Annotated in this window: 16 protein-coding genes; 5 read left to right on the forward strand and 11 right to left on the reverse strand. The window is 45.6% G+C overall.

Translation table 11 applies throughout. From position 1 onward, the window contains the following. Nucleotides 1–30 precede the first annotated feature (30 nt). From SPB21_RS14890 to SPB21_RS14915, 6 genes are all read right to left on the reverse strand, one after another. Complete coding sequence (locus tag SPB21_RS14890; protein WP_499867027.1) at nt 31–3,243, reverse strand: methyl-accepting chemotaxis protein; 3,213 nt, start codon at nt 3,241–3,243, stop codon at nt 31–33. A gap of 108 nt (nt 3,244–3,351) precedes the next feature. Continuing rightward, nucleotides 3,352–3,870 (reverse strand): chemotaxis protein CheW, encoded by a 519-nt coding sequence (locus SPB21_RS14895; RefSeq protein WP_499867028.1) that lies wholly within the window; start codon nt 3,868–3,870, stop codon nt 3,352–3,354. Between the two features lie 10 nt (nt 3,871–3,880). Further along, nucleotides 3,881–4,255: a response regulator transcription factor gene (locus SPB21_RS14900; RefSeq protein WP_006515139.1), complete on the reverse strand. Its 375-nt coding sequence runs from the start codon at nt 4,253–4,255 to the stop codon at nt 3,881–3,883. Nucleotides 4,256–4,359: 104 nt separating this feature from the next. Continuing rightward, nucleotides 4,360–5,472, reverse strand: coding sequence for a response regulator (locus tag SPB21_RS14905; RefSeq protein WP_163660718.1), 1,113 nt, complete (start codon nt 5,470–5,472; stop codon nt 4,360–4,362). Nucleotides 5,473–6,036: 564 nt separating this feature from the next. Further along, nucleotides 6,037–8,703 carry a UDP-forming cellulose synthase catalytic subunit gene (bcsA, locus tag SPB21_RS14910; RefSeq protein WP_163699332.1) on the reverse strand — a complete coding sequence of 889 codons (2,667 nt, stop codon included), beginning with the start codon at nt 8,701–8,703 and terminating at the stop codon, nt 6,037–6,039. Nucleotides 8,704–8,705: 2 nt separating this feature from the next. Next, complete coding sequence (locus SPB21_RS14915; protein WP_250564717.1) at nt 8,706–11,012, reverse strand: cellulose biosynthesis cyclic di-GMP-binding regulatory protein BcsB; 2,307 nt, start codon at nt 11,010–11,012, stop codon at nt 8,706–8,708. A gap of 842 nt (nt 11,013–11,854) precedes the next feature. Here SPB21_RS14915 and SPB21_RS14920 point away from each other — a divergent pair. Beyond that, the gene (locus tag SPB21_RS14920; protein ID WP_163667952.1) at nt 11,855–12,610 is read left to right on the forward strand and encodes a hypothetical protein; all 756 of its coding nucleotides are present in this window, start codon (nt 11,855–11,857) and stop codon (nt 12,608–12,610) included. Between the two features lie 24 nt (nt 12,611–12,634). On the opposite strand, the gene SPB21_RS14925 is transcribed toward SPB21_RS14920, so the two are convergent. Both SPB21_RS14925 and SPB21_RS14930 read right to left on the reverse strand, forming a co-directional pair. Next, nucleotides 12,635–13,618 (reverse strand): pentapeptide repeat-containing protein, encoded by a 984-nt coding sequence (locus SPB21_RS14925; RefSeq protein ID WP_163667950.1) that lies wholly within the window; start codon nt 13,616–13,618, stop codon nt 12,635–12,637. A gap of 81 nt (nt 13,619–13,699) precedes the next feature. Further along, the gene (locus tag SPB21_RS14930) at nt 13,700–14,404 is read right to left on the reverse strand and encodes a hypothetical protein (RefSeq protein WP_163667948.1); all 705 of its coding nucleotides are present in this window, start codon (nt 14,402–14,404) and stop codon (nt 13,700–13,702) included. A 493-nt stretch (nt 14,405–14,897) separates the two neighbouring features. Between SPB21_RS14930 and SPB21_RS14935 the strand changes: the two genes are divergently transcribed. Beyond that, entirely contained in the window at nt 14,898–15,650 is a 753-nt protein-coding gene (locus SPB21_RS14935) for a pentapeptide repeat-containing protein (RefSeq protein WP_163699326.1), read from the forward strand. Nucleotides 15,651–15,719: 69 nt separating this feature from the next. Here SPB21_RS14935 and SPB21_RS14940 read toward each other — a convergent pair whose 3' ends face one another. Beyond that, nucleotides 15,720–16,904 (reverse strand): NAD(P)H-quinone oxidoreductase subunit H, encoded by a 1,185-nt coding sequence (locus SPB21_RS14940; protein WP_163667944.1) that lies wholly within the window; start codon nt 16,902–16,904, stop codon nt 15,720–15,722. Between the two features lie 200 nt (nt 16,905–17,104). Between SPB21_RS14940 and rsmH the strand changes: the two genes are divergently transcribed. Beyond that, on the forward strand, nt 17,105–17,998 hold the full coding sequence (gene rsmH / locus SPB21_RS14945; protein WP_163667942.1) for a 16S rRNA (cytosine(1402)-N(4))-methyltransferase RsmH: 894 nt from the start codon (nt 17,105–17,107) through the stop codon (nt 17,996–17,998). Between the two features lie 56 nt (nt 17,999–18,054). On the opposite strand, the gene SPB21_RS14950 is transcribed toward rsmH, so the two are convergent. Then, nucleotides 18,055–18,891 (reverse strand): hypothetical protein, encoded by an 837-nt coding sequence (locus SPB21_RS14950; protein ID WP_499061854.1) that lies wholly within the window; start codon nt 18,889–18,891, stop codon nt 18,055–18,057. A 277-nt stretch (nt 18,892–19,168) separates the two neighbouring features. Here SPB21_RS14950 and SPB21_RS14955 point away from each other — a divergent pair, with 277 nt between their 5' ends. Next, entirely contained in the window at nt 19,169–20,803 is a 1,635-nt protein-coding gene (locus tag SPB21_RS14955) for a SpoIIE family protein phosphatase (protein WP_499867030.1), read from the forward strand. A gap of 2 nt (nt 20,804–20,805) precedes the next feature. Further along, nucleotides 20,806–21,249 (forward strand): ATP-binding protein, encoded by a 444-nt coding sequence (locus tag SPB21_RS14960; protein WP_163667934.1) that lies wholly within the window; start codon nt 20,806–20,808, stop codon nt 21,247–21,249. A 13-nt stretch (nt 21,250–21,262) separates the two neighbouring features. On the opposite strand, the gene SPB21_RS14965 is transcribed toward SPB21_RS14960, so the two are convergent. Continuing rightward, on the reverse strand, nt 21,263–23,632 hold the full coding sequence (locus tag SPB21_RS14965; protein WP_163667932.1) for a DNA methyltransferase family protein: 2,370 nt from the start codon (nt 23,630–23,632) through the stop codon (nt 21,263–21,265). Nucleotides 23,633–23,686: the final 54 nt, after the last annotated feature.

A 23,686-nucleotide genomic window follows, 5' to 3' on the forward strand; every position in this document is an offset into this window, starting at 1 on the left:
TTCGCTCTGCATCTATTCAATAATGACCTGCTATTGCTCCTGAGATGCTCTTGAAGCCTCCTGATCATCCACCTTAAAGGCAGCCATAGAAAGTTCTAGCTCCTTAGCCACTGCAACCGTCTGTTGTAGCGCTTCCGATACAGTTTTGGAAGAAATCGATGTACGTTCAGACACCTGGGAAATTTCTTGCATCAGTGTGGACACATTGGCTGCTGTTTCTACCTGGGAAACGGTAGCCGCAGAAATTGTCTGCACTAGAGCATCAATTTGCTGAGATACTTCCATCATACGCGCCAGGCTCTGCTTTGCCTCATCCACTCGGCGAGTTCCTTCAACCACCTGAGAAGTACTGCTTTCAATGGCATCCACCACATCAGCAGTCTCCCTCTGGATACTGTCTACAATGCGCTCAATATCCTGAGTCGCAGCTGCAGAACGGGCTGCTAGTTCACCCACTTCTTCAGCAACAGCAGCAAAACCTTGACCTTCTTCACCAGCGCGGGCCGCCTCAATACCCGCATTAATAGCCAGCAAGTTGGTCTGGGTAGCAATCTGGTTAATCAAGGAAACGACCTTAGAAATCTGCTGCGATGACTCACCCAATCGCTTCACCTTTTTAGCCGTTTCACCGACGGTTGTCCTCAGATCCAAAATATTCTGTACCGTCAGATCCATAGCTAATCCGCCGTCTTCAGCAGTCTGGGAGGCTTCACGAGCCACAACGGCCGCTTGCTGGGCCCGATCAGCTGCTTGGGTAATGGCCATGGTCATATTTTCTACAGAATCAAGCGTCTGCGTTGTGCGATCTGCCTGCTGTAGGGCATCATCAGCCAACACTTGCATAGCAACCTCGTTAGCTCCCAAAGATGTATTCACCTGCACCGCTGAAGTTTTAACCTGAGTCACAATTTGTCGCAGGCTCTCAATAATGGCATTAAAGAAGTCAGCAACAGTACCAATCTCTCCAGCTGAAACATCAGCACGAACCGTCAAATCACCACGAGCAGCGCCTTCAACATCGTCTAAGAGACCTAGTAATTCCATTTGAAGAGTCTCTTGGCGCTGTCGCCGCTCCTCAGATAGTGCCTCTGCCTCTAACTGTGCTTGCTGTTTCTGATTGAACAGACTAACTTGTTCAATAGATAAACCGATCTGCAAAGCAGCCTGCTTAAAGAAGCTAATATCCAACTCACTCCACTCTCTGGGCCCCGAACATTGGTGGGCGACCAACAAACCAATCAATTCTCCATTGTCCAAAATGGGGGCAACCAAATTGGCCTTAACTTTAAATGGCGTCAGTTGACCTAAATGACACTCAGTCAACCCGGCTTCAAAAATATTACTGGTTGCCTGTATACGACCGCGACGGTATTGATCAACATAGCCAGAAGCAAAACAGGGATCTTTAATAGTAGCCCCCAACGCCGCAGGCCATCCCATGCCAACGGACTCAGAAATAATCTCACCACTCCAATCTTCATTAAAACGATAAAAGATCACTCGATCTGTCTCTATCGCCTTACGAACACCATTGACAGCAATGCTGTACAAACGCTCCTCATCGATATTATTTTTGCGTAAGTCACTCGTCAAACTAGCTAGTTGATTAGCCCGTTGAGCCGCTCTTGCCTGGACACTCGCTTGATCCAGTAGAGTGCCTTCCGAACGCAGCACCGTATTCGTTAAGTCGTTAAAAGCAGTTGCTAGCTGACCGACTTCGTCCCTGGCAAAAACATCGGCTTTTGCCTGACGATCTCCCTCAGCAAACGCCTCGGTTGCACGCTGTAGACGCTTAATCGGACTAGCGATTGAACGCCCCAACAACTGAGCTAAAAAGATATCAGCTAAAATAGCCAATAATGCAATCAAAAATTGAATCTGCAGACTTCTATTAATTAACTGCTGTAAACGTGCCTCTGAAGTCCCACGGATTAAAATCCCAATCGGCTCACCGTTGATATCACTCAAGGTTTTTGCAGCCATAGCGTAGGCATCACCCTCGGACTCCACCAGACGTTGGGAAATCGTTTCACCTTGGCTGTCTAATGCACCTACTAACAGGTTCTGATCATAAACTTCAACTTCTTCACCAATTTCGATTTCAGTGGCCCCTTCATCTAAATTAGCCAAGGAAGCCAATTGAAAATCATCGGAGCCTTCACTCAAATAGATAGCGCCATAGCCAGTTCCAAATGCTTGAACAATGCCTTCAACAATCGATGTTTTACCGTTAACGAGATCACCCGCAATCAATACCCCAACTAATTGGTCAGTCTGGTTTTGAGCAAACACAGGAGTCGCTACATATCGAATGAGCGCCTTATCTCCATCTGTTGTTAGCTCAACTCCCTGGCGTTGCAACTCACTTTGCTCAACCAAACCATTGGCCTTAATCTGCTGGCGCTCAGAAACAACACGGGAAACTAACCCATAAGGATCAAACTCTTCTCCAGTGCGATCAGTTTGGGCATTGACAATGATTTTCCCATCTATGCCAATGAGCGTAGAATACTCAATATCGCGAGCCTCAACTTCTCCCTGCAAAATCTCCCGAACAACTGCGCGCTGATTAGCACTAATATCAGAACCATTAGCTACTCCCTCAGCCAGCGTCACAATGGCTGTGTTTTCGGATTGACCCCGGAAACCAAACCCCATTTGGTTGACTTTAATGTTGTATTGAATATCCGTGACCGCTAGTTCCGCCTCAGCTTGCTTTAATAACTGCTGACGGGCACCGCTAATAATTAGGAGTGAGCCTGCCCCAACCAAGCCAATAACGGAGATAACCTCTGAGGAGATTAAACCAATTAGCTGCTTGCTGCTAACAGGTAAGTCATAAAACCATTGTAGTAGAGCGCTACCACGAGAAATTTTAAGATTCTCAGGGGCATACCGCTCCTCTGCCGAAGGATATTTTACGCCTCGATAAGATAAAGTTTGTTGATCTTGCACATTGGCCATTGGTTTTGACACACCGTTAGACGAGGTTGGAGGAGATGCATTACGACGACTAACCGCCGCAATCTCTTCTAATTGGGCAGCTAGTTCTTGATTTGGATTGTGCTCACGGGCATCCTCCAAGCCATTATTATTTTCTTGAATATCGTCTACAGATTTCACTACAACACCATCCAATAACCGATCACGCTGAGAACTATCTTCTTGGTTAGGGGTATTATCCACTGCATCTACCTCAGAGTTAGACTCAGCATTTGAGTTCGTACCAACATCCATACCCATAAGAAGTTTCCTTTAGATAGCGTTTCAATAACAATTCGTCGAATGACTCAGAGTAGATAACTATAGAAATCAGCAAAAGATAATAACAACCTTAATCAAGGGAAGAGCCTAGGGTGCCTGTAGCACTGGAGACTGTAACAGGGCTTCAACGTCTAATATAAAAATAGTTTCATCGTTGTGAGTAACACAGCCTATGAGGTACGGCAAAATAATACTGCTCACATTATTTGGAGGGGGATGAATAGCTTCCGGTGGAAAGCTGACCATACCATCAATAGCTTCAACCTGTAACGCTAGGGGTGTTGACTGTCCTTGAACTACGATTAAGCTATATTGTTGACTGTGGTGATCGGGCACTGGTAACCCCAGCAGGCGCACTAAATTAGCAACCCAAAATACACGGCCACGGCGATTAGTTAACCCTAAGAGGGCTGCTGGCATATTGGGCATCGCCATCACTCGTCGTGTGGGTAACACGACCGCTTCCTGAACAGCCCGGGCAGGAAACATGGCTACAACATTAGGAGCCAACTGGAACTTTAAGAATGACTTTGCCAGTACAGACCTGTCTTTTTTCAGAGATAAAGCAGACAAAATAGTGACCTCACAAACGATATGCGATCGCACACTAAAAAAATTACAATACTGATTTAATTACCTTCAGTAGTTCCTCTCGCTCAAAGGGTTTAGTGATGTAGGCATCTGCCCCCTGTCGCATACCCCACAGGCGATCAATTGCCTGATCCTTAGATGAACAAATGATCACCGGAACCTTCTCTGTTTCAGGCGCACGCTTTAAGCTTCGACACAGCTCAAAGCCACTCATTCCAGGCATCACTACATCCGTAACAATGACGCTCGGCTGACTAGAAATAGCCTTATCTAACCCCTCTTGCGCTGTCACAGCATGGATGACACTGTAGCCTTCTTCCTGTAAATAATGGCTAATTAATTCTCGTTCAGAGGGTGTATCCTCAACGATTAGCACTGTAGCCGTTTTAATTACCGTCATAGTCTGTCTGTCATCCCCCAAATGTGTGGCCAACCGCCCTCAGTGTTCATAATAGTAACTATCACAAAATCTGAAACATTGAAGTAGATGAGCAATTTAGCTCACTACTGTCTCGGCCCCACGGCCGGTAAATGCATAAATACCATTTTCAAGAGCTCTGACTGACTAAATGGCTTAGTCAAATAACCAGAAGACCTTACCAACTTGGCTTTCGCGCGATCAATAAAGCCCGTATTACCCGTCACCATGACAATGGGCGTATTTCTAAAGCTTGGATGCCTGCGTAACAAAGAGCATAGTTCATAGCCATCCAAATTAGGCATGGTTACATCCAACAGAATCAGATCTGGACGACAGCGCATAACCTGCATCAACGCCTTGACCGGGTCACTAATAGGGACAACGTTCAGACTTCTATCATTCAAGAATTCTTGAATTGCGTTCAAAACAGTTGGACTATCATCAATACAGGCAATTGTGTAAACAGCCCTGCGAGCATCAGAAGATGCTGACATGTTAGCGCCTCCATCTCGAGCCTGAGGATTAACAACAGCAGCCCCAGCTTGTGCAGTGGATTCAGAATCCACCAGCTTATTAGCAGCAGGTGAAACAGACGGCACAGAGGCAGCTACAGACTGTACAGAAACCACTGGCGCTCCAGCTGCCACCGCTGAGGGGGATGATAGTAAGCTCTGCCGCCGATTTCGTTGACAGATTTCAACAATAGGACGTAAATCTAACTGACAGAGAACCGGATACTCACCAATATCCTCTAAACCAAGTAAATCATAACTACCTTCCTGCACACCCAAAAAGGACTCAATTACCTCAATCGCCATGGCGCGTATCAACCCACTCGCTTGTTCCGGCGTTAGATGAGATTGCTCTACCAACCAACTAATCGCCTGATAATCTGGCGTTAGGGGAGCCTGCTTAGGTGACTGCTCAAACATCAACCGTAGTTGAACTCGCACAGCACCTACTAGAGTAGAAATTTCACTACTCAAGTCCTGAAGATGACGATCTAAGCGATCAAAGGGCGCATCAGTATCTGTAGCAAAATTAAGCTTGCCTTGGTTAAGAAAAAGCGACCATGAGTTAGTCCCCGAGTACAACTTGAAGTGACCACTCACCTGCCGACTGATCAACTGAGCCAAAAAGCTTAGAGGATGTAACTTCTGGGTTGCACCATAACCCACAATCGAACGACTGTTCATAACTGAATGTTTAACGATACAGCAAAAAGCCAAAACCCTTTAGGGCTAAATTAGACCAAAGCAATGGGTAGTACACCTATTACACACGGCCACGAATAGATATATACATTTTCGACTCAATAACCATACAAATGGTTTCTTTCCTATGGAAATAGATATATGCGGCAATAGAAATAAATTTATGCGACAACTTCACTATGAAGAAATTCCACTATTTGCTCCCTAGTCCGGACCATCTATTTGGAAGAACCCTGTTTCAAGGTCACATTTATCAAAATTTTAATCACCCTGCAATAAGCCACTATATCCCCCTTAGTTTAGGAACATATAGCACTGTAAGTTTGTACATTTAGTTTGAGAATACCAGTAAAATTACGTACGCCCAAACAAAGTCTTCATAAAAGAGGTAACAGAAAAAGGAACTACGGTAATAATTCCCTATACCCAGGATCACAGGACATTACCAGGCTACGTACACCATTAGAATGACGAAATAATAATGAAAATCGCAGTTGCGAACTAGAACAAATGAGCTTTAGAAACCCATCACACGAGCAGTGATCTTTAGGCAACCTGTCTGAGTAACGTTTTAATTTGGTTCTGCTGTTGCTGATCCAAGGATGCAGGGAACGTAAGTTCCAAAGCCACACGATAATCCGAGAGTTGACTAGGATTATTTAAATCTGCGTTTGTAACCGAGCCACTATAGGTACTTGAAAGCTTAGGTACGAGTTCAAGACGCTCAACCTGAGCCATCAAATCATAGGAATGAACGCTATCCACTTGTGGATAGACCTGCAAATGTAACAGGGGGTGATTATCCTGCAGGGCAATAGCCGCCGTACTAGCATCACCCAACAACTCTAGCCGCATGTCCCTTGACCCCAGCTCAGTGATCATAGCAGCTTGAACATTGCTACCCCACCCTTTCCATCTAAGGTCACTCATTACCTCAACTTGTTTACGCATCTTAACGCTATTAGCTGGGCGTAACTCTTGGAAAGCTCGCCTCAAACTCATCAAAATAAAGCTGAGGGACTGCCATGGGTTATCAGTATTTTCACGAATTTGGGAATACCATCTGCGCACATCAGAAAAAATCACAATGGCGAGATCATCTTGCTGTGCTTGAGTCATATTGACAAAGTTAATGGCTAGCTTTGTCTGCAAGGCATCTGTTGCAGTAGCTCTGACAATTTCTGCATCTAGTAAGGCGATCGCTCCATAATCACCCAAAATCTCTAGCTGTACCCGGTCAGAAACATTGGGCCAAACATCAAGCAGCACCTGAGCGCCCGTTTCACTAACATCAATCGTTGTACCTTCCCAAACTTGACCATCATCACTGTAAAGGCGAGCAATTAGCTCACGCGGTAACCGGTGAGATTGTCGCAGCTGTGGTTGTTCAAATGCCACCAGACACGCTGTTAAAACCAGAGAAAGGTTAAACACACACCATAGGGTGTTGATCAGTACAGCCTGAGTATCCAAAGGGCTGAGAATTAGCCAGATAGGTACAGTCAGTAGAGACGCAGCTGTAATCGCTCCTAGAACCACAAGATAGCGCACACTATCGATATCAAAGCTACGAGATTCTACTGAGACTCCCTTATCAGTCACGTTAAAGGAACCCAAATGTGGATTGATCAACGCCAGCAATGTCACAATACCTGCCTGGAATGACATTGCAAATTCATAAATCTCATTCCAGAAAGAAAACCGAACATGTTTGTAGGAGATATGATTCGCATGCATTGAGAGCACAATGTGCGGCAATGCATAGAACAATGTCTCAATACCTAAACCCTTTACAGGGTTGATCCCAAACAGCAAAAACAGGTTGGGAGCAATTGCATACATCAACCGGGGAAAGCCAAAAAAGAAATGGGAAGTGGCACTGAAATAGCAAAATCGCTGAGATAGACGCAAATTAAGTTTGCGGTTAAACAGGGGATTTTCAATCCGTAAAATCTGAGCCATCCCCCTGGCCCAACGAACCTGCTGACCTACATATGAGGAAAATTTCTCAGGGGCTAAGCCAGCCACCATAATTTTGTCGTAGTAAACAGTGCGATAACCCAGAGAGTGCAATCGTAAAGATGTGTGGCAGTCTTCGGTTACTGTCTCGGTTGCAATCCCTCCAACGTCAACCAGATACTTACGACGAATCAAGGCTGCAGAGCCACAGAAAAAGGCTGCATTCCAAAAGTCATTACCTTTTTGCAACACCTTGTAAAATAGCTCGTTACCAACGGGTATCTGCCCTTGAGTAAGTAAATTACGCTCAAATGGATCGGGATTATAGAACCAGTGAGGAGTTTGTACCAGAGCTAATTTTTTATCAAAGAAGAAGCCAACAGTTTCCTGCAAAAACCCTCGTACCGGTATATGGTCACAATCTAGAATAAGCACTAGCTGACCGTCTGTTCTGTCCAGTGCTGTATTGATGTTACCAGCCTTAGCGTGATCGTTGTTGTCACGGGTCAGCATCATACATCCTAACTCTTCACACATGGCCTTTAGGGCAAGGCGACGTTCCCGATATTTTTCAGCACGACCATCATCTAACACATAAACAACCTTTTTATCTGCCGGATAATCAATCTTGAGGGCTCCCAATACGGTTTTACGGACGATGGCAACATCTTCGTTATAGGTAGGAATATAAATATCTACCTTAGGCCATTTCTCCTGTGGCCAACGATCGAGGGAAATAGATTTACGCTCGCGAATCCTTAAGGTCTGGAAATAGGACAATAACAGAGTAGCAATTGCATAAAGCTCTGCCGTAAACAGCAAAATTGAAAAGAAACCATCCAGCCAAGAACCTAAGTTAAGCGTGTAGTTAGAGCGATAGTACAGATACCGCAGGGTTGTGATGGTACTAACAGCTATCAATAGCAAATGCAAGTATTCACTGACTCGTTGGCTAGTCTGGCGATCTTCTAACCGCAACAATACCTGACCTACACCCAATAGGGCTAACGCCACCAGTCCCTGCTGCAGAATTGTTGGCCGCGCTGTCATGATAGGCCAGGCAAATGTGGTTAAACACAATGCCAACACCAATAGCTGTTGTTTATTGAGCCACTGCAAACTCTGATCAAACCAATCGGGGAGCGTAATGATCAGCAGTTCAATCAGTAAAGGCCGAACTCTTTTAGACAGATAGGTTTTGAAGACAGACTGAAAGTCTCTCAATCGATGGGTAATGAATATTCGTTCAGCCATAATTAAAGTTCTCCTGGCGCAGATGGATCGGTCATAACACCTTGGGCAGCCGTCAGAGCATCATTTCGTTTTAAGTATGCTTGGAGAACACCATAGAGCAACAATGAGAGCACAATGATACCGGGAATCAGGAGGAACCAATTACCCTGAATGACGGTGATGGCTCTTTGAAACGCACTCTTTTCTTGAATATCTTGCTGGGCAGAACGCTGTAAGAACTCTAGATTATAGGCGTTTTCGTCATAAGGAGATGGCGTTTCGTCATTGGCACTAATTAACACCGTGTCCCCTTGCAACTGGAAAAATAGGGAATCCAGTTCTAAGAGATCGCGGAGCTGCTTCAAACCATCTTCACTTTGAGCTGTCATAGTCAACAATACTCGTGATTCATTCCACGGAGATAGTTGCTGCTGTAAAACACCCTCTGCATCAGGCAACGTTTGAACCTGACTGTCACCCCATTGGCGGGCTCCATCTTTCAGGTTAAACTCCGCAGCTTCTAAAGCTTCAACCAAGGGAAATTGAGATCGCAATCCAATAGCCACCAGATTCTGTGATTCCCGTATTTCCGGGGTCAGTTTGCCAACCGGATAAACCTGGACCCGTACTGCTTCTGAACGACTTAAACGACCGAGACGCTCACTTAATTCAAGCATCAACGATAACTCAGTCATACTGGGTTTGTTGGGCAACACAATGGTAGTACGAGACAAATCTTGAGGTGCTGCAAACGGATAACCAGCCTTTAATAGATTTAGATCCGGTAGTTTTGCCACCTGTTGACGGTTGAGATTAAAGGCACTGTCGCTGTGGATGGTGCCCCATAGTTGGTGGTCTGTAACACGGCTACAGGAACGACGTTCCCGTGGATCAAATCTCAAATAAACTTTTAACCGTGACTGAGGTGTAATGTGCTGTTCTGGCAATTCCACTTTCAAGGTGGATCGCCGCTTACCGTCAATCGAATCGAGACGGCGACCAGCAACGGTAATACCGTCTAACTGCACTTCCACTAGAGATGTGAGCGGGTTTACCTGGGGACCATAGGTGTACCGCAGAGTCATCACATTTCCCGGCAAAAAGCGATCGTCCGGTAACGCCTTAAAATCAAATTCAAACGGTGGCGCATGAGCACCCCGAATCACCACATCATCAATCGGCTCATTATTAAATCCTGTTAGATCGCTGAGCTCAAAATTATCAGATAGGGGCAGATAACGAGGCCAATCACGAATGTCAGGTGCCTCAATTTCTTCCACCTCATCTACCAAAACAATTTGACCGGCACCAATTTTGCGATCTTGAGACTGTGTTAAGAACCGCACTGCCTTATCTACAGCAGTAGATCCATTACCTGTTGCTACTAATACAGGGGACTGTTTATCCTTAAGCACAGTCCACATCAAAATACCAGTATCAGAAGAAATTAGTGTCTGTTTGTTATCCAACCAACGCTTATTTTTGAGAGTCAGTGGTAAATTAAGGTTCTCCAACATGGGTTGCTGACTAGGTGTCCCAACTATTACGACTCGGTTGCCATCAGCTACATCATCAAACTTTTCAACTAGATCTGTTTCTAAAGGGCGATAGTCAGCAATACGTCCTAAAGATGTCTGTAGCCGTGAAATAGCTGTTAACCAAGCTTGATCCTGCTCAGTAGGAACAACATAATCAATGTGGTTTGTTTCCAAACTGAGCACGTCAATCAGGGGATAGGGATAGCTATTGAAATCCAGTTGGAACGGTTCAGCGTCATAGTTAAATACCAGCTTTGAATCCGGTAAAATTTCTGTCCAAAGTGATGGGTCAAATGGATCCTGGGTACAGGTGGGTGAGTTATTCTGCAAACCCGCAATAATGAGCTCGTTGTAATCTTTTAGAATACGTGTAGGAATGTCAAAAACAATGGTGCCCGTATCACCCTGTTTCAGATTTAGCGGTACACTACCAACATTATTGTCATTAACAATCACGTTCAGATTGGAGCGAGTTGCGTAAAGAGCCCCAGAATGACGATAACGCAACAGAATCTTGACAGACTTAACCGACCAGTTACGTGGCCGTGTAAACCTTAACCGAGACTCATTATAAATACCCTCTAGACGCAGGCGTGTACCTACGACCGGACTACGATTGAATTCAAGAATATATTGACTGCCATCTTCCTGTTCTAATTCAGCCGCTTGAGCATCTTGCAGAAGATCTCGTCCTAATGTTGCACCATCTTCGTTACGATTACGACGATCAACAGCAGTACCTGCCTCCGCTGGATCATCAGAAGCTCCTGGAGATGACGTCACCTGAGCCATACTAGGCCCTAAGGTGGTCACAATTAATAGAACAGATAAAAATAGCGAGATAAATAAGCGTTTTCTGATTATCCTTAAAAACACTGCTGTAAGCACTCCCCCCAGATACATACCTAGGTCAAAATAATCAAATTATTGGCTCTTTTGCCCTTTCAAAACATATACAAACCCTGATGAACCCTAGGCGGGTCTCAATCAAGTCTTACCCAGTCAGAAAATTCTTTGCAAGGGTTTGCTCTGTAGCTTATTGATTTACACATAGATCAGTCTTCACCCTGAGAACTCTATAAAGGTTAGTGTTATTTTGTTTAAGGAATAATGCATTAAGAAGCTTTTTTACAGTCTTCCAAGATCAAATATCAAGCTTAATCGCCACAATCCGGCAAAAATAGATCAAGATACGATTAAGGTGACTACTATATTTTGTTATTCATAATTAAGTTTTTTACGAACTAACGAATACCTATACTGACCTATGATGGGCAAATTCACGCATGAAGGAATCATTAAAAACACTAGAATTTGTATATTTTTTCGGTGAAAAGGCCTAATTCTATTCATTAGGAACAACCCCATCCCAAAATTGATCTATGGATTCAATAGTGATTTTATAAGTCATATAAAGTGATTTTTATGACTTATTTCACCTAGTTCTGACGGAGATAACGGAAGTTTCTTTCCGGTTAGACAACAGAAATTGTTGTAACCGTTGTTTATGGCAGTAGCCAATTACTAAAGCTTCAAGCAAAGACTCCCTACGAGAAGGCTCTTATCTGTTCTCTGACAAAAATTCTGACAAAAGTACAGCCACGTAATTTATCCGGACTTACTATTTACTGACTATGTCTTTCCATATAATGACGCCATCTAGTCTTCGTAGACTAAAGTTATTCTGCCTGCTTGGCGGCTTAGGTAGTGTGTTAAGCGGCTGCGGTTTTTCAATCGAGACACCTAATAATCCTGTTTTAATCAATCGGTTACCTGTGGCTGAAATGGACTTCACCATAGAACCAGGCAGGAATAACTATACCTATGAATTACAAGGAACAGCTAACTTTCCTAACCAAACGGAACTTAATGTGTTGGCAATGCGACAGCTTTCGCCGACTGATGACAATGTAGAACCTAAACCCACCTATTCAATCTTGGACTATCAGGTCGTCAACGTACAAAATGGTCGCTGGCAAGGAGAACTGACCTTCAAACAGCTGGCTGATGATGGCAGCAGAAAAGAAACTTGGCAGCTTGATCAGTCAGAATTGAATATGGATGTGGAACCCCTTGACACAGTTGTTGTTATGGCTACCTACACTCCATTAGATCAGCTCACCACTCTAGAGCGCATTCTTGCGCAACAAGGTCTCAAGGTATCCCCTGAACTGCTCCAGACAACCTTTGAAGGTCGGCGCTATTTAGAAATGAAAAAAGTGCTAGATATACCTGTAGATAATCTGGTGGGCGCACGCCCTGAGCTCTATAACGATGGTTGGGGCACCCGGCATATTCTCATTGAAGAACCACCCTTGCCTTATCAAGTCGACTTTCCTAAGGAACGGCAAACAAATCGTCCTGCGGAACCTACAGAATTCTTATATTAGAGACAATTTGGGTGCTCAAACAACCTAGGAAAGCATGGTAGCTTCAAGGTTAGCGGTGTCGATTTCGGCTCCTGTCAGGTCTGCATCAACCAAGTTCGCACCCCATAAATTTGCACCAGCTAAACAGGCATCTCGCAGATCGCACCCTTGCAAATTAGCTCCCCATAAATCGGCCCCTGTAAAATTAACGCCGACCAGGTTAGCTCCGCTAAGATCAACCCCAACGAGCGCCAGATTACTTAGATCAGCTGCCCACAAAGATTGATTGGGTCCTAGACAATAAACCCCAGCCCACTCCCAATCAAAGTCTTCGGGCCACTGGGTAGATGGATCACACACAGCTCCGGATAAACAACTCTCTTTTAGCTCTGCATGAATTAAGTCGACACCAAATAAGATGGCTTTTGATAAGTTCGCCCTAGTCAGATCAGTACCTTTGAATTTGGCCCGTTGCAAGTTGGCGTTGGAGAGATTGCTGGAATTCAGATTTGCATAGCTTAAGTTCGCTTCGGTAAGCTGTGCACCGACTAACCAGGCTCCCAACAAATTTGTCTTTTTTAGTTGAGCACCAGCCAAATTACTATGGCTAAGGTCAATACCACCTAGATCACGCTCACTCAAGTTGCAATCAATTAATGCAGCTTTAGACCCCAAATAATGAACTCCAGCCTGGGCAGGGTCAAAGGTTTCCGGAAATTGGGTTTGATAGTTTGCGATCGCATCCTGAAAATTGGCATCCTCTAACTGAGCACCCAGGAGACATGCCCCCCGTAAATCAGCTTCTTGAAAATTCGTTCGTCGTAAATTTGCCCGTTGTAAATCAGCACCCCGCAGATTGCTTTGGCTAAAATCAACATCCGCCAAATGAGCATCCGCTAAATTACAGCCCCATAAATCAATCCCAGTTAGCTCATACTGAGACATCCGAATAGCCGGCATCTTACAGTAGCTAAAATCTCGTCGTCCCTGAGAATATGCGGCAATTACCTGGGAAGATAAGTCAGCCATACTTCATTACGTATAAAAAACAGAAATAAATATAAGAATCTAACGTATGCCCCTCATGTGGGCACTTGATATTCACCTAATTTATCTAAGATGTTTGGGGGGTACATACCATAGCGAATATTGCGCCTCACTATTCTGAGTCACAATCACATCTCTATGTTGCCGGATGAGACGTCTCGCCCATCCCAACACTTTTTCCTGGTCTGATGTACTGCGCCATAAACAGTAGTACTTATTTTGATAACGTACACCAAACACCATGGCATCACCAGTATCTAAATGCGCCGGATCCACCTGCTCTAGAAACGTAAGTATAGGAATATCGACTGGAGTGACATCGGCATCCAACTGCATCAACTCATCCAGAGAAATCGGTTTTAACTCAAGACCGTCAATAGTACCATTCTGGGTATATCCTCTAAAATGAACAACTGTTTGACCTGGGGCCAGTTTTGTCGCCAATAAGCTCTGCCCATTTAATGTCATTGAGCTACCCACCGCCATAGAAGGCGACACCGAATCGTCGAAACTAGTAAACGTTTTCTCCTCTGAAGAAGTAGTTGGCTCAATTAAAGGGGCTTCAAATGGAGCAGGCACTGCAGCGAGAGCACGTTGGCGTCGATAAAGACGTCGCAAGACGTCTGCCGTTATCATGCCAGTCCCCACACTACCCAGAATGGCCAACCCAATGTAACGAATAATTGGCTTAGCCGAATTATCTAGAGGGCTAACTAAATCACCCCGAGCCTGACTAGGAGACACCCAAGTGGGTACTGAATTTGCCATTGACAACGGTAACGTAATAACAACAAATGCCAACCCGGATGACACTAGTGATGGTAAGAAAATACTACGAAAGGGAGATGAGCCCATGGAATTCAATCTGTAATCGGTGAATAATAACGTAAGGTTGAGCTACCGTCTGTAGGGTCCCCTTAAACAATCCATCCAAAACCGTTGACGTCAGGAGGCCGTTTAAGAAAGCCATAAGAACAGACTCATCTGTTGCCGACATCCCATAAAGAATAATGGAAACAGATGGTACAAGAACTCAACTTCAGGGTATCAATACACACACTAGAGTCAAGCATAATTAAAACCAATTTTTATTGATTATTAGATAGGTAAAACCTATAACCATGGTCTGAATGTTCTGGTGTGCGTCCTTTGGATTAGGACAGGTATAAATGGTAGAGGTTTTTATTCTGACTCTGGGTTCTAAAACGAGCCCATAATTTTGATTTTTTAGATAACTTTTATTATCGGCAGTGCATGGCCTATGAAACTTAACTTTCTGCTAACCCTGTTGATTTTATCTGCAGCCATGACCCCACTACTTATGCGATTACCACAGGTCAATAAGGCGCTATCAAAATCAAGCGACCCTGCTGCAGCGGTTACTCAACGGGATAATTCGTTAGATGCTATGACCGATCCACAGCATCCAAACTATACCTGTGTTAGCTGTGATCTGCGCGGTAAGGATTTTAGCAATCAAGATTTGAGTCGAGCCAATTTTTTTGGCTCCGATTTACGGGGAGCTGACTTTAGTAATAGCTTATTGATTAATACTGTTTTCCGAGAAGCCAAGTTGGATGAAGCGGATTTGAGCTACACCAACATGCGAGGAGCTGATTTAGAGGAGGCCAGCTTAGTACGAGCTAACCTACGCAATGCCAAAATCCTCCAGGGCACCTTGGAATATAGCAATTTAGAGCGGGCAGACCTGACTAATGCAGAACTGCGTGATGCTAACCTCTGTGCCGCTCGGTTAGTCAACAGCAACTTCGAAAGCGCCAGTCTCTATGGCACTATCTTACGGGCAGCTGATATGAGCGGAGCTAATTTTACAAAGGCCTATATGCGCTACGCCGACATGTACAACGCCATTACTCGCAACACTCGATTTGATCAGGCTGACATGGCCTTTGTCACCTACCCCGATGGATCAACTGCTCACGAAGGCTACATCAACTCAGTAAATCAGGCTACTGACTGCAATATTGATGATGAGTCAAGTAGTTCAGAATAAAAACAGGGATGCTGCTTACACACCATCCCTAACAGCGGCTTAATCTCAGGGCCGCATAAAAAAAACGATTTAGCGATCTACTGAGCCCATAATCACGTCAATACTTCCTAAAATTGCCATAATGTCGGCCAGCTTCACACCCCGCAATAGATGAGGCAAGATCTGAAGGTTATTAAAATCAGGTGCACGAATCTTCCAACGCCACGGGTAGATGCTGTCATCGCCAACAATAAAGACTCCGAGTTCTCCCTTCCCACTTTCCAAGCGAACATAGTGTTCACCTGCTGGAATCTTAAATGTGGGAGCAATCTTCTTACCAATAAATTGATAATCAAAGCTGTTCCATTCAGACTTAGGTCCCTCTGCCATACGTTTGGCCTCAAGGTTCTCGTAGGGACCACCAGGCAACGCTTTCAAGGCCTGACGGATAATTTTGATGGATTCCCGCATCTCACGTACGCGGATAATATAACGGGCAAAACAGTCTCCAGCAGTTTCCCACTGTACTTCCCAGTCAAAGTCGTCGTAGCATTCATAATGATCAACTTTGCGCAGGTCCCACTTAACGCCAGAGCCTCTCAGCATAGGCCCTGAAAGTCCCCAATTCAAAGCATCCTCACGGGTAATGGTTCCAATACCCTCAACGCGACGACGGAAAATTGGGTTGTTGGTAATCAACTTTTCGTACTCATCAACCTTGGGTAAAAAGTAATCACAGAAGTCTTCACACTTATCGACCCAACCGTAGGGTAAATCTGCTGCTACACCACCGATGCGAAAATAGTTGTTATTAATTAACCTTGCCCCTGTAGCCGCTTCCCACAGGTCATAAATCATTTCCCGTTCACGGAAAATATAGAAAAAGGGGGTTTGAGCACCAACGTCAGCCAAAAATGGTCCCAACCAGAGCAAGTGATTCGCAATGCGATTTAACTCCAGCATAATCACCCGTATATAGCTGGCCCGCTTAGGCACTTCAATATCAGCCAGCTGCTCAGGAGCGTTGACAGTAATTGCCTCATTAAACATGCCAGCCGCGTAGTCCCAACGGCTAACATAGGGCACAAACATAACGTTTGTACGGCTCTCGGCAATTTTCTCCATGCCGCGATGCAGGTAGCCAATCACGGGCTCACAATCAATCACATCCTCACCATCGAGGGTAACGATGAGTCGCAACACACCGTGCATTGAGGGATGATGAGGACCCAGGTTGATTACCATGGGCTCTGTTCTGGTTTCGAGCCGTGTCATAGAAACTACGCCGTATTATTCTCTGATTTACTTTAGCAAGATTCTTCGCTGAAAGTTTGAATAAAAGCGCAATAGCTCAATTAAGTAGATCTGATTGTTGCCTAATTTTTCTGCGCTAGCAAGATATAGCGATTAATTCACCTCATTTGCCAAGCTCATCACTGCGGTATGATGCAGTCCCAATTGCAACGAGACGATCCGTGAATACTGTCAGTAATGATGACCCGTTAAATTCAGCTACGCCCTTTGACCATCAACCTGTCCTTGCAGAGGAAGTTTTGACAGGGTTAGCCCCTCAACCCCATGGTTATTATTTGGACGCCACAGTAGGCGGTGGGGGCCATAGTCGTTTGATTTTAGAAACTGATCCTACGGTTCATTTGATGGCTCTAGATCAAGATCCTATGGCCTTAGAGGCCGCTCAACGGAACCTGGCGGAATTTGGGGACAGGGTGACGTTTTGGCATGGTAACTTTGCGGATTTTGAGCCTTCTGACGAAGGTTTTGACGGCGTGCTGGCAGATTTGGGCGTAAGCTCCCCTCAACTAGACCAACCTGAGCGAGGCTTCAGTTTTCGCCACGAGGGGACATTGGATATGCGTATGAACCCCAACCAACCCCTGACAGCGGCTGACTTGGTTAATCACAGTTCAGAACGTGAACTGGCAGACATTTTTTATCACTATGGTGAGGAACGCCTCTCCCGCCGGATTGCCCGTCGGATCGTGGAGCGTCGACCGTTTCAAACCACAACCATGCTGGCTGCTGAGATCGCAGCTAGCGTCCCAGGGAAATATCGTCATGGTCGCATTCATCCTGCCACCCGGGTTTTTCAATCCCTCCGTATTGCCGTTAACCGAGAGTTAGACGTGCTTGAACAGCTAATCGAAACAGCACCTAACTGGCTCAAAATAGGAGGCAAGCTAGCCATCATTAGCTTTCATAGCCTTGAAGATCGACGGGTCAAACATGGCTTACGGAACCATGAACAGCTCAAGGTTTTAACTAAAAAACCGATTACTGCTAGCGAGGCAGAATTGCGGCACAATCCCAGGGCTCGCTCTGCAAAATTACGGCTAGCAGAACGTATTTAGGCATGGGCTCTACATCTTCAAAGAGCCTATGCCTAAAACACAACCCGTTAACAAATCTAGGGCAACAACGCTTGATATGGTGTCACGCCTGTCAGGGTCACTGTATAGTCAAAGCTATTATTTTGACTAGTTTGCCAGCCCACAATCAGACCATCAGCATCCAGAATAGGGCTGGTACCTTGGGGACTCACCACAGCAAAATAGACATCCGTGCTAGGAATCATAAAATCTTGAATTGACGCCTGCAAAGCATCAATCTCGCTTTGCACAAGCAAACGCCCTCTGTGATCGAATAGGAGTAGATGGGGATCCCCCCCCATATAGGCCCGGGTAACATCTATCTCCAGGGATATGCGATCGCCTAAACGAGCTAGCAGGTTATATACCTGCGGCCTGCTATTAATGCTGCCACCCACCACACTAAAACCATCAGTCGTATCGACGGGAATCGCAAAATCCACTAGGGCGTCAGGGCTGTTCACCGTTAGTTCAGGCGGAATTAAGGTGTCAGTTGGCTCAAAGTCGCTATCAAACTGAACAATGGGGCGAGGATTGCGAAACGTAGCTAAAGCGCTATTCCAATCTAAGGGCTGAGGTTGAGCAGGCTCGGGAGCCGTAAGGGTGAGGTACATGGGGAGGGTGCGATCGCAATTGACTTGCACGATAGGAGTCGTTTCACTGATGCGCCATGCCTGTAACTGATGTCTAAAACTCAGCAATTCCTGACGATAACTAGATGACACAGAGGCAGAAGCTATCAACCTACTGGTGATATTAATCGCTTGGTCCCACTGCTGAAGACAAATTGCTCGATCTAGCTGCGCTAACTCCTCAACCAAATCACGATGGGATGACTGACCATAAGCCCACCCACCCGATAAAGCAATCGCCATGGAAAAAACTGCAGAAAGCCCTAAACAAATTGAGGAATGTTTAGCCATAGTTATCAACGACCAGCAGAAATCTCTAGGTAGACCATAGTTTAAAGCTAACCGAACGTCCATCACCTATATATACGCGAAATGCATTAATTTTGATGGGAATGGGCACAGTCTCCCTAGGATTTCCCTGGGCACACTAAGATTGACTGGTAAATATTGGTGAATTGGTGATTATCTTCCCAAGGTTGGCCCTAATATGCCCCGAGAATCAGATATCCCACAGGATAGTATGAGTTCCACCACTCATGAACAGCTCAAGTTACTTGTTGTCGACGATGAACTCGATAACTTAGAGCTGCTGCACCGCACCTTTAGGCGTAGCTATCGTGTCTATCGGGCCAGTAGTGGTCAAGACGCCCTGGAGTGCCTTAAACAGTACGGTGAAATGGCGATCATTATTTCCGACCAGCGCATGCCCAAAATGAATGGTACGGAGTTTTTAAGCCTCACCACCGATCAATATCCCGACACCATTCGTATTGTCCTCACAGGCTACACCGATGTTGAAGACTTAGTGGATGCAATTAACTCGGGTAAAGTTTTCAAATACATTACCAAACCGTGGAAACCTAACGAGTTACGTCAAGTTATTGACCAAGCCGCCAACACATATCGCATTGTCAAGCAACGCACTCGCGCCCTATCTCAGTCCCTCAAAAAAGAATCGCTATATAACTCAATTACCACAACGATTCGGAGTTCTCTGGACTATGCCAGTACCCTCCAAACAGTGGCAGAGGCCCTAGGGAAAGCCTTTGAGGCCGATTATGCCGTTTTATATCCCGTGGATTCAGTCGAAGTCGGAGAAGCACCCAAACCGGTCACCTATGCTAAATCAGAAAAATCCATGGCTGACTTGGCAGAAGTAGGTGCCCCCTGCCAGGAACTCGTGTTAGACAAGTTCCCCCATGGAGATACCTCCCTAACTCGTTTAGCGGCAAGGTTTACCTATCGAGATCAGCCCTTAGCGTCGATTGCCCTGTACCAAATCGCAGGCACATGGGACAGTACGACCGTCAGCCTATTTACCAGCATCACTGAGCAAGTAGTGATGGCTATATCCCAGGCGAAACTTCACCATCATATCCAGCGACAAACTGAACAGATGCGTACGGAGCTGGAGGTGGCACGGCAGATTCAGCATAAACTGCTCCACCAAGTTTGGCCCGATATCCCTGGTCTTAAAATTCAAGCAAAATGTCAGGCGGCACGAGCCGTTGGGGGTGATTTCTACGAAGTTTTTATCCATCCCCAAGGCGATATCTGGCTAGCCGTCGGAGATGTCTCTGGCAAGGGAGTTCCTGCTGCTCTGTTTATGGCTAGTGCTATCTCCTTGCTGCGTCGAGAACTATCGGCCAGCCAACCACCGGGGCCTGAAACCGTCATGGCAAACCTGAATCAGGCCCTCAACGCTGATCTGGTCAATAACGAACACATGATTACCATGGTGTTGGTGCGATACACCCCCACCAGTAAGGAGCTAGTCTATGCCAACGCAGGCCACGTTTATCCAGTGGTGTGGTCCCAAAAACTCTTAATGCAAGGCACTGCGCCACCACCAGAACCTACTTATTTAAGGAAAGGTAACGGCGTTCCCCTCGGAATTTTACCGAAATGGCAGACTCAAGCAGGCCAACTAGCATTAAAGGATGGGGATGCTCTGCTATTGGCCAGCGATGGCATTACTGAGGCCTTAGTGACCATTGATGGCCAGCACAAGATGCTAGGTCAACAGGGCCTGTGGCAGCTACTGCAAAAACAGACCACTGGGTTGAATCTTGAGCAATTGCTGGCTCAATTGAATACCGCAGCCAACGAACAACATGACGATCAAACCATCTTGTCTTTGGAGGTAGGGTTTTAGCTATGAAAACTGAACTTGCTATCCCCAGTGACTTAAAGTTTTTGGCTGTAGTGGAAGATTGGCTACTCAGTTCACTCAAAGCCGAAATAGGCAGCGATACCGATCTAGATTGGCAAAAAGTTGAAAGCCGACTGCGACTGGTCATTGTTGAAGTTTATTCGAATATTGTGCGCCATGCCCATCAAGACCGTCCTGATATTCCCGTTGTTCTACGCCTCGGTATTGAAGGTTATTTCTTGTCCCTAGAAGTCTGGGATGAAGGCCATGGTTTTGATATGCGTAACTATCGCACGCCTAACCCCAATTCCCCTCAAGAAGGAGGCTATGGCTGGTTGATCCTGCACCAGCTAATGGATCGTGTGGACTATCAACTCAGGGTAGGAGATGGGCGTAATTGCCTCACCCTAGAAAAAGATTTAGGTGTAACCGTCGAATACTCAAAATAGGTTCACCCCAAGGTCACTGCTTACAAAACCAAAGAAAGCATTGGTCAGAAGAAAGTTGTGCACCCGTTAAATTCATTAATAAACCACTATCCGTTTGGTTCTCTAACAAACTGCGAAGAGCAACTCCCCTAGGACTATGTTTGATGTCATTGGATGTGACCAGGCCACAGATGCCTTGAGGAGCCAAAAGCTGATAGCATCGCTCAATGAAAAGCCAGTGTCGACGCAATTGAGTCCGCTGCCGCTGCCCCTTAAGCAAAGGGCTTTGGTGATCATATTGTGGGGAACGATAAAAATAATCGGTTAGTAACGAATATTGGCTTTGGTACAACAACCAGGCATTCGCAATTTCAGCATCCGTATTGAGCAGCGAACGCTTAGCTGTTTTAAACGTATGAACATCAATATTTTTTCGTTTAGCCAAGTCACAAAAGCGTTGAAAAAATTCTTGGGTAGTGGGTCGAAACGAGCCTTGGGGAGGCCTAGATAAAATCACGTTAAACCCATGGGACTGTTCCAGCACATGGCTAAAGTGATATCCCCAATGGAAAGGACGTAGGACTGTCATATCCTCAATACGCAGCAACCGCCGCCGTGGAGCTTCCAGTAATTGAGATTCTCTAAATTGGATACCTAGGGTTTGACTAAATTCAGTGAGCAACAGCTCGTTCAGTTTGGTCTGGGCTCTAACATCAAGGCGACTAATCTGATCTCGAAAAAATTCGAGTCGAGCATAATGGGGGATACCCTGACTTAATTCCTCCAACACATAGGACTGAGACCGATAATGTTCAAGAGCAATATTTTTCTCTGAGAGAATCGTGCGATAGCTTTCAGCCGCTAAAGGCTGCAACAAATTGCCCTGCAGCAGAGTTTCTGAAGCTCTTAATCGATCAAATCCAGCCTCATCTACCCGAATGAATCCTACTAAGCTATCCCCCGTAACAAGATTGAAATCGAGACTGGGTAAGGGTTCAATATCTTGCGGTTGCCGCGCCATGGTCACCAATCCCAGCAGCAACTGAAGACGGGCGATATCAATCACTGCTGGATTGAGGTCCACACCATAAAGACCATACCTAAAGACGCGGCGATAGATGGTCTGTAGCAAGGAAGGGTGTTCTGTGTGTACTCCTTTAACCCAAATATCAAGCTGACTGTCAACTTGATGGGCCAATTGCCCAATTAGTGCACTGTAAACGTCAACAAGCCGATACTGTAATGCCAGCAGCAAAGTACCAGCACCACAGGCTGGATCTAGAACGGAAAACTGCGGCAAAATGTCCTGCACTAGCTGGCGTAGATGCCTAGGATGTCCACGAAATAGAATATCCCAGAAATCGGGCACAGCTTGCCCTTGATCAACCTCAAGATGACAGAGCATGAACTTATTAAGAATTAGCTCACAACAAACACCGAGAGCATCCGTCACATTCTCCGAATGATCAGTCTGCCCCTCTATCAGTACTTGTTCAAACGCCAGACCAATGGTGCTGATTTGAGAGCAATGAGTCAACTGTTGCCATAAGGGGGACTCAAACCACACTAAGATTGACTCGAACAGCGCATCAGCTATGTCCAACTCGCCATATTGCTGCTCAAGAGGATGGGTGTAAAAAACGTCTCCCAAGTAAGGAATTTGACCGGCCCAACTAATCCGTCGAGGACGCTCAAGAGGAGGCAGAGATAACCCTTGAGTAAACAGGGGCTGAAGCACCTGTCGAAAAAAGATATTTCGCTGCTGTTGCTGACTACGCCCCAGTTGATTATGCAGATACCAAATATCTTGATTTAGAAATCCACGCCGCTGAAGTATGTGGATAATAATCAAACGTTGCAATAATATAGCCGCATACCAACGTCGATCATGGCTGTTAGGGATCCCAATAATCCCGTCACTCAGATGATTTAATTGTTGTCGCAACTGCTCAGTAAACTCAGCACAGCTGACAGACTGTGACTGTAAATCGAGGGAACCTGAATCAGGGCTATAATCGGCCAAATAATTTAATCGAGCTTCCCATGCGGCTAAGGGTTGCCGAGGGATAAAGACCATTGAGTGAGAACTTTTAGAGGCGCTTTGCCAGTACCAAAGACTCCGACATCGCTGACGATCAATAAAGACAATTAAAGGATGCGGATATTTTTTATGGATGGACTGATAGAGTTTTGTCTTTAGCTTTGCAGTCAGAACTTCGGGGTTATTGAGCTTGATTTCCCAAACTCGGGCATCACCTCGCTGAGCGATGCAGTGGGCACGATAAGGGTGATTGAACGCTCTGATTGCGATCGCACGTCCATTAGCCGGGGTGACCCACCCTAGCACATCCGTAAACAACATAACCAGGTCTAGAGACTGCAAGCATGTCTCTGCCTGCTGCATGTCGAAGCTCATGAGCACCCGTCGAAGTAATCAACAATCACCACTAGGGTCTAG

It is taken from the genome of Leptothoe sp. ISB3NOV94-8A (assembly GCF_043421595.1).
Classification (GTDB): domain Bacteria; phylum Cyanobacteriota; class Cyanobacteriia; order Phormidesmidales; family Phormidesmidaceae; genus Leptothoe; species Leptothoe turfae.

Excerpts from the sequence above, each read along its gene's own strand:
- SPB21_RS14890 (WP_499867027.1), bottom strand. The coding sequence starts at position 3,243 with ATGGGTATGGATGTTGGTACGAACTCAAATGCTGAGTCTAACTCTGAG.
- SPB21_RS14900 (WP_006515139.1), bottom strand. The coding sequence starts at position 4,255 with ATGACGGTAATTAAAACGGCTACAGTGCTAATCGTTGAGGATACACCC.
- SPB21_RS14905 (WP_163660718.1), bottom strand. The coding sequence starts at position 5,472 with ATGAACAGTCGTTCGATTGTGGGTTATGGTGCAACCCAGAAGTTACAT.
- bcsA (WP_163699332.1), bottom strand. The coding sequence starts at position 8,703 with ATGGCTGAACGAATATTCATTACCCATCGATTGAGAGACTTTCAGTCT.
- SPB21_RS14915 (WP_250564717.1), bottom strand. The coding sequence starts at position 11,012 with ATGGCTCAGGTGACGTCATCTCCAGGAGCTTCTGATGATCCAGCGGAG.
- SPB21_RS14920 (WP_163667952.1), top strand. The coding sequence starts at position 11,855 with ATGTCTTTCCATATAATGACGCCATCTAGTCTTCGTAGACTAAAGTTA.
- SPB21_RS14925 (WP_163667950.1), bottom strand. The coding sequence starts at position 13,618 with ATGGCTGACTTATCTTCCCAGGTAATTGCCGCATATTCTCAGGGACGA.
- SPB21_RS14930 (WP_163667948.1), bottom strand. The coding sequence starts at position 14,404 with ATGGCAAATTCAGTACCCACTTGGGTGTCTCCTAGTCAGGCTCGGGGT.
- SPB21_RS14935 (WP_163699326.1), top strand. The coding sequence starts at position 14,898 with ATGAAACTTAACTTTCTGCTAACCCTGTTGATTTTATCTGCAGCCATG.
- SPB21_RS14940 (WP_163667944.1), bottom strand. The coding sequence starts at position 16,904 with ATGACACGGCTCGAAACCAGAACAGAGCCCATGGTAATCAACCTGGGT.
- SPB21_RS14950 (WP_499061854.1), bottom strand. The coding sequence starts at position 18,891 with ATGGCGATTGCTTTATCGGGTGGGTGGGCTTATGGTCAGTCATCCCAT.
- SPB21_RS14955 (WP_499867030.1), top strand. The coding sequence starts at position 19,169 with ATGAGTTCCACCACTCATGAACAGCTCAAGTTACTTGTTGTCGACGAT.
- SPB21_RS14960 (WP_163667934.1), top strand. The coding sequence starts at position 20,806 with ATGAAAACTGAACTTGCTATCCCCAGTGACTTAAAGTTTTTGGCTGTA.
- SPB21_RS14965 (WP_163667932.1), bottom strand. The coding sequence starts at position 23,632 with ATGCAGCAGGCAGAGACATGCTTGCAGTCTCTAGACCTGGTTATGTTG.